Source organism: Kitasatospora sp. NPDC028961 (assembly GCF_055564815.1).
The window spans coordinates 370,766-377,791 of sequence record NZ_JBVHVO010000001.1 but is presented as its reverse complement, the minus strand read 5'-3'; the positions used below and the strand labels follow the sequence as shown (position 1 = coordinate 377,791).

Genomic DNA, 7,026 nt, shown 5'->3' with positions numbered 1-7,026 from the left:
GAAGAGATGAGCTCTCCCCTCGACCCCCCCCCACACCCCCCCCCCACCCCCCCCCCCCCCCCTCCCCCCCCCCCCCCCCCCCCCCCTCCCCCGGTGTCCGGCCCGCGTCCGGTCCCGTCCAGTGCGGTCCCGTCCGGTCCCGCCCCGTCCGGTGCGGTCCGCTCCGGTCCCGTCCGGTGCGGTCGGGACGCCCCGGGAGCGAGTGCCGAGCACGTACCCGGCGCGCCGATGTGACACGCTCTCGGTATGCCGCTCGACCAGAAGCCCGTGCCCGCGCAGCCGTCCGCCAGCTCCGGCCCCGACCGCACGCCCGGTCAGGACGGCGTCGACCACGGTCAGGACGCCGCCGAGGAGGCCGTCGACGCGCCAGGGGCGGGCGAGGACGGCTCCACCGGGGCCGTGCCCGCGGCGCCCTGGGACGTCCGGCAGGCGGGTCCGTGGAAGCACCGCGACCTGGCGGCCAACGGTGCCCGGTTCCACATCGCCGAGCTGGGCGAGGGCCCGCTGGTCCTGCTGGTGCACGGCTGGCCCGAGTACTGGTGGGCCTGGCGCCACCAGCTGACCGCGCTCGCCGAGGCCGGCTACCGGGCCGTCGCGCTGGACCTGCGGGGCATCGGCGGCAGCGACCGCACCCCCCGCGGTTACGACCCGGGCAACCTCGCGCTGGACATCACCGGCGTGATCCGCTCGCTCGGCGAGCGCCGGGCGCACCTGGTGGGCCACGCCTCCGGCGGCACGCTGTCCTGGGTGGCGGCGGTGATGCGGCCGTCGGTGATCCAGAGCCTCACCGTGGTCTCCGCCGCGCACCCCCGGGACCTCCGCCGGGCGCTGCTGACGGACCGCCGCCAGATGGCCGCCTTCGAGCACGTGCTGGGCTTCCAGCGGCCGTGGATACCGGAACGCCGCCTGGTCGCCGACGACGCCGCGCTGGTGGGCCGCTACCTGGACGCCTGGACGGGACCGAACCAGCTGGACCGGACGGCGGTGGCCGCGTACCGGCAGGCGATCCAGATCCCCAGCACCGCGCACTGCTCGATCGAGCCGTACCGCTGGCTGCTGCGGTCGATGGCCCGCCCGGACGGCATCCAGTTCGCCCGCCGGATGAAGAAGCCGATCACCGCGCCCACCCTGCACGTCCAGGGCGCCGCCGACCCGGTGCTGCTGTCGCACACCGCGCTGGGCGGCGGCGAGTACGTGGCCGCTCCGTACCGGTGGCGGCTGCTGCCCGGGATCGGGCACTTCCCGCACGAGGAGGCGCCGGAGGAGTTCACCGCCGAGCTGCTGGACTGGATCGGCCGCCACAAGGACTGAGAGCCCTCCGCATCCGGACACGGAAGCGGAGCCCAACTCCGTTGATATTGAGCTCATATGACAAACGCATAGGCCATGTTGACGACATCCCGGGCGGTTATCCCGGCCGACCCAGGGGCATCCATTGCGGTATGACCTGGATGCCCGATCACGGCAGCGCTCCGCGCAGCCGACGCCACAACAGCTCGCAGAGGTCCGGCCACCGCCCCGACTGGGCGGACGACCTGGGTCACGACGGCACCGACCGCCGCCGGAGCACGGCGCAGCGGCAGCTCGGCATCCCGCGCATCCTCGGCCGCCGCGCCCGCTGGGTGGGCGCGCGGCTACGGCGCGAGAGCTGAGCCTCCGCGCCGGGGCGGCGCGAACGAGAACCGGGGCCGGGCGCGGCCCGGCCCGACCCGACAGTCCGAGCGACCGGCGACCCCGCGGCCGGTCCGGTTCAGCGACCGGACCGGCGCGGCGGTCGGCCCGCCCGGGTCAGTTCACCCACGTCGGTGACACCGCGGTGAACCAGAGCAGCACGAAGGTCGCCACCGACATGATCGGCACCAGCACCTTCGTCTCGACGCTGTTGCCGCTGCGCTTGATCAGCACCACCTCGTAGCGCTCCTTGTGCGGCCAGAGCAGCGGCGCGCCCTTCTTCGTCAGGCAGTCGCCCAGCAGGTGCGCCAGCGCGCCCAGCGCCACCGCGTACGGCAGCCAGCCGGGGGCGTTCGGCATCCAGCTGTTCATCCCGGCGGTGCCCAGCGCGGCGAGGCCGATGATGGTGATCCACGCCGTCGGGCCGTCGCCCGGCGGGTGCAGCCGCAGGGCGCGGATCGCGAGCGCCAGGAGGAAGAACGTCATGCCCAGGGTGAAGTTCCGGCCCAGGTAGGTGACGCCGGCCCAGGTACCGCCCCCCATCAGCGCGACGAACAGCAGCGAGTGGGTGGCGTGCCGGTGTCCGCCGGAGATCCAGGACACCAGGCGGCAGAGCAGCCGGGAGACCGGGCCGAGGAAGTTGGCGATCGTCCCGTCGTGGTGGTCGAGGTCCGGGAGCAGGGCGGCGCCGGCGCAGAGCACCGTGCCCATCAGGATGTCCGCCGGCTGCAGGGTGGTGTCGAGCAGCAGCGGCGGCAGGAACGGTGCCGAGGCCGCGTACAGCATCGCCCCGCTGACCGCGTGCGAGTGACCCATCATCGGACGCCGCCGACCTCCGCTCGGCCCACCCCGGGACGGCACCCGGTTGAGCCGAACGGGTGAGCGCGGCCGACGCTACCAGCCCGGGCCGACAACGCGGCGGACATCGGACCCACCGGTGGCCCACAGCCAGGTCGGATCGGGCGGGTCGACCAAGTCGGGCGGGGCGGGCCGGCCGAGTCCGCGCGGCCGGGTCGCAGCGGGCAGGTCCTGACCGGCCGGCACGAGGGCGACGGCCGGCCGCGTCAGAGCGCGCAGCCCTGGGTGTCCACCCGGGTCGCCGCGGTGCTGCCCTTCTCGGCGTCCTCGCGCACCTCGGCCGCGGTCAGCACGTACCCGGTGTCCGCGCTGTCCAGCGACTTGGCGAAGACCACGCCGAAGACCTGGCCGTCCGGGGTGAGCAGCGGGCCGCCGCTGTTGCCCTGGCGGACCAGCGAGCGCACCGAGTAGACGTCGCGGACGACCTGGCCGCGGTGGTAGATGTCCGGGCCGTTGGCCTGGATCCGGCCGCGGATACGGGCCGGCTGGACGTTGAAGGCGCCGTTCTCGGGGAAGCCGGCCACGATCGCGTTGTCGTTGGTCTTCGCCTCGCCCGCGAAGGAGAGCACGGGGGCGTTCAGCTTCGGCACGTCCAGGATCGCGATGTCGCGCTGCCAGTCGTAGCGGACGACGGTGGCGTCGTAGAGCTGGCCGACGCCGCCGATCTGCACGGTGGGCTCGTCGACCCCGCCGACCACGTGGGCGTTGGTCATCACCCGGTGCGGCGCGAACACGAAGCCGCTGCCCTCCAGCGTCTTGCTGCAGGCGGTGGCGGTGCCGACCACCTTGACCAGGCTCTGCTTGGCCTTGGCCACGGCCGGGCTGGCGGCCAGCGCCGGGTCGGGGGTGTCGACCTGGGTGATCGGCTCGTGCTCGAAGGGGTTGAAGACCTGCGGGAAGCCGTTGCGGGCGAGCACCTTGGAGAAGTCGGAGAACCAGTTCGGCGCGTCCGAGGGCAGCGTGTCCTGGACGCCGCCGAGGATCGCCGAGGTGCGGACCTGCTTGGAGACGGTGGGCAGGGAGGTGCCGGCGAGCGCCGAGCCGATCAGCCAGGCCACCAGCAGCATCGAGATCACGTTGACCACCGCGCCACCGGCGGCGTCCAGCGCCTTCGCCGGCCGGCGGTCGATGTGGCCGCGCAGCTTCCAGCCGAAGTGGGTGGTGACCGCCTGGCCCACCGCCGCCAGCACGATGACCACCACGACGGCCACCACCGAGGCGGTGGTGCCGGGGCTGAGGTGGTCGAGCAGCAGCGGGAGCAGCTGGACGGCGATCAGGCCGCCGCCGAGGAAGCCGAGGACCGACATCACGCCGACCACGAAGCCCTGCCGGTAGCCCGACACGGCGAATCCCACGGCGGCGGCGATCAGCAGCAGATCCAGGACGTTCACTCCGACACCCTCCCACGGCGGGCGCCGGGGCCACACAGTCGGGCGTTCACGTCGTCCTGGCGTCGCCGCCCAGCAGCGCACGGGAGCGGTCGCGGTCACCCTGCACCAGCGCCAGCGCCTCGTCCGAGAGGTCGACGATCCGGGTCTGGTCCCAGGGCAGCTCCAGGCCGCTGTGGTGCAGCACCCGGTCGATCACCCCGGCGGTGAAGCCCCAGACCAGCCGGCCGCCGACCGCGAAGGCCGGCCCCAGGTGTCCGGACGGGTGGCGCAGCCGGACCCGGTTGGCAGGGTCGGTCAGCTCGGCGATCGGCACCCGGAACACCGCGCCGGTCTCGCCCGCGTCCACCGGACGGACCGGTGACTCCTCGCGCCACCAGCCGAGCACGGGGGTGACCACGAAGCGGCTGACCGGGATGTAGAGGGCGGGCAGGGCGGCGAAGACCTGCACCCCGGACGGGTCCAGGCCGGTCTCCTCCCAGGCCTCCCGCAGCGCCGCCACGACCGGGCCGGAGCCCTCGGGGTCGCCGTCCTCCGGGTCCAGCGCGCCCCCGGGGAAGGAGGGCTGCCCGGCGTGCGAGCGCAGCGACCGGGCCCGTTCGATCAGCAGCACGTCGGGGCCGGTCCCGCCCTCGCCGAAGAGCATCAGGACGGCCGCGGCGCGACCGCCCTCGGCGGGCGGCAGGAAGCGGCTCAGCTGCTCGGGCAGCACCCGCTCGGCGGCGTCCCGGACCGGCTCCAGCCAGGACGGCAGGCCGTCCCGCTCGATCCGTCCCGGCAGGGCCTGCCCGGGCCCCCGGTCGTGGCCGTGCGCCGTCACTCGGCCACCGCCAGATCCGCGACCTTGCCCTGGTGAGCGACGGCGTCGGCCCGTGCCGCCGCCTCGCCCGGGTAGTTCGCGGGCGGCCTCAGCCGCTGGCCGGGGTGGCCGCCCATCTCGTACTTGAGCAGCTTCTTCGCCTTCTCCGGATCCGTCTCGCCCTCCCCGTAGGAGGGGCAGAGCGGCGCGATCGGGCAGGCCCCGCAGGCCGGCTTCTGGGAGTGGCAGATTCGCCGCCCGTGGAAGACCACCCGGTGCGAGAGCATCGTCCACTCCGACTTCGGGAAGATCTCCGCGACGGCCGCCTCAACCTTGACCGGGTCCTCCTCCGCCGTCCACCCGAACCGCCGGGCCAGCCGCCCGAAGTGGGTGTCCACGGTGATCCCGGGCACGCCGAACGCGTTGCCGAGCACCACGTTCGCCGTCTTGCGCCCCACGCCGGGGAGGGTGACCAGGTCGGCCAGCCGGCCCGGGACCTCGCCGCCGAACTCGTCCCGCAGCGCGATCGAGAGCCCGATCAGCGACTTCGCCTTGTTGCGGAAGAACCCGGTCGGCCGGATGACCTCCTCCAGCTCCTCCGGCACCGCCGCCGCCATGTCCTCCGGCGTCGGGTACTTCGCGAACAGCGCGGGCGTCGTCTGGTTCACCCGCAGGTCCGTCGTCTGCGCCGACAGCACGGTGGCCACCAGCAGCTCGAACGGGTTGTCGAAGTCCAGCTCGGGGTGCGCGTAGGGGTACAGCTCCGCCAGTTCCCGGTTGATCCTCCGGGCCCGCCGCACCATCGCCAGCTGCGACTCCGGCTTCCTCGGCTTCACAGCCACCTTCACCGCCGGCTTGGCTGCGGCCTTCCGGACCTTGCTCTCTGCCATGCAGGAAGGCTACGCCGAACAGCCCTGACCCCGCGGGCGATCAGCCATCGACGCGGGGCCGCGGACGATCAGCCCTCGACGCAGGGCCGCGGCCGGTTCGGACGCCCCCTGCGCGGCGGCCGGTCAGGACGGCCCGCAGGGCTGGTCCGCCGGCGTGCGCGGCGCCGGCGACGCCGTGGGCGCGGGAGGCACCGCGGGCCCCGCGGGTGCGGCCGCCACGGCCGCCACAGCCGGTGCGGCGTGGCGGTCGCGACGGGCGGGGGCGAGGGCGCCGAGCATCACCACGGCCGTCACGGCGAAGGCGGACGGGTAGCCCAGCGGACCGGCGACGACGCCGAAGGCCACCGCGCCGACGCCCATCCCCGCGTCGAAGGCGACGTTCCACAACGCCGTGACGGCGCCGAAGCCGGCCTTGGAGACCCTCGCGTACATCAGGGTCAGGGTGGCGTTCTGGGCCGCGCCGAAGCCGATGCCGAACACCGCCGCGCCGGCGACCACGGCGACCGCGCTGCCGGTCAGCGCGATCAGCAGGGTGCCCGCCGCGCAGAGCAGCAGCGCGGGCAGCACGAGCCGCTCCGGTCCGTGCCGGTCGCCGTACCGGCCCGCCGCCCAGCGGGCCGCCGTCGCCGAGGCCGGCTGGACGAACAGGGCCACCGCGGCGAGGCCCGCGGACCCGGCCGGGACGGCCAGCGGCAGGAAGGTCACGATGATCCCGGCGGCCAGCGCGGTGGCGCCGAAGACCACGGTCGGGCGGCGCAGCCCGGCCGACCGGAAGCCGGCCACCACCCCCACCGCCGGCTCGGCGGACGGTTCGCGGTCCGGCAGCCCGGGGACGGCGGCGATCGCGGCCAGCGCCACGGCGCCGGCGGTCACCGCCACCGGGGTGTAGCCCACGTGGGCCGCCAGCCAGACGCCCAGCGGCAGGCCCAGCAGCGAGGGCACGCCCGAGACCACGCCGACCAGCGCCAGCCCCTCGCCGCGCCGCTCGGCCGGGATCAGGGCCGCCGTCAGCGCGCCGCCGGCGACGATGGTGAAGGCGAAGCCCAGCCCGCGCACCAGGCAGACCGCCGTGATCCAGACGAGGCCGCCGTCGACGGCGGTCAGCACCAGCGCGGGCGCCCCGAGCAGCAGCAGGCCGACCGCCAGCACCGAGCGGTAGCCGAAGCGGACCACCAGCCGGGGTGTGGCCAGTTCGCCCAGGACGGTCGTCAGCATCAGCGCGCCGGTCGCGAGCCCGGCCGCGTTGCCGCCCCCGGTGGACTCCTCGGCGTAGAGCGGGACGACGGAGAGCAGCAGGTTGAACCCGGTCGAAGCGCCGAGGATCGACACGAAGCGCAGCAGCAGCGGCCGGGTGACCAGCCGGGGGCGGGTGCCGGGCGCGGTCCGGGAGGGTGCCGTCGAGGTCATATGACGGACCGTA

The 7,026-nt window shown here is 74.9% G+C and carries 7 protein-coding genes; 2 read left to right on the top strand and 5 right to left on the bottom strand.

All coding sequences use genetic code 11. The features are described 5' to 3' along the window. The first annotated feature begins 246 nt into the window (after positions 1–246). Both ACZ4UX_RS01705 and ACZ4UX_RS01700 read left to right on the top strand, forming a co-directional pair. Complete coding sequence (locus ACZ4UX_RS01705; RefSeq protein ID WP_465704868.1) at positions 247–1,311, top strand: alpha/beta fold hydrolase; 1,065 nt, start codon at positions 247–249, stop codon at positions 1,309–1,311. Positions 1,312–1,442: 131 nt separating this feature from the next. Further along, entirely contained in the window at positions 1,443–1,652 is a 210-nt protein-coding gene (locus tag ACZ4UX_RS01700) for a hypothetical protein (RefSeq protein WP_329488515.1), read from the top strand. Between the two features lie 136 nt (positions 1,653–1,788). Here the strand turns inward: ACZ4UX_RS01700 and ACZ4UX_RS01695 are convergent, their stop codons facing one another. The 5 genes from ACZ4UX_RS01695 to ACZ4UX_RS01675 all read right to left on the bottom strand — a co-directional run bounded on the left by ACZ4UX_RS01695 (position 1,789) and on the right by ACZ4UX_RS01675 (position 7,013). Then, positions 1,789–2,490, bottom strand: coding sequence for a metal-dependent hydrolase (locus ACZ4UX_RS01695; protein WP_352291062.1), 702 nt, complete (start codon positions 2,488–2,490; stop codon positions 1,789–1,791). A 245-nt stretch (positions 2,491–2,735) separates the two neighbouring features. Beyond that, positions 2,736–3,920, bottom strand: coding sequence for a MarP family serine protease (locus ACZ4UX_RS01690; protein ID WP_465704866.1), 1,185 nt, complete (start codon positions 3,918–3,920; stop codon positions 2,736–2,738). Between the two features lie 46 nt (positions 3,921–3,966). Further along, positions 3,967–4,737 (bottom strand): NUDIX hydrolase, encoded by a 771-nt coding sequence (locus ACZ4UX_RS01685; RefSeq protein ID WP_380382452.1) that lies wholly within the window; start codon positions 4,735–4,737, stop codon positions 3,967–3,969. Further along, positions 4,734–5,606 (bottom strand): endonuclease III, encoded by an 873-nt coding sequence (gene nth, locus ACZ4UX_RS01680; protein ID WP_465704864.1) that lies wholly within the window; start codon positions 5,604–5,606, stop codon positions 4,734–4,736. The genes ACZ4UX_RS01685 and nth overlap by 4 nt, the downstream gene beginning before the upstream one ends. 123 nt (positions 5,607–5,729) lie before the next feature. Next, entirely contained in the window at positions 5,730–7,013 is a 1,284-nt protein-coding gene (locus ACZ4UX_RS01675; protein WP_465704862.1) for an MFS transporter, read from the bottom strand. Positions 7,014–7,026 lie beyond the last annotated feature (13 nt).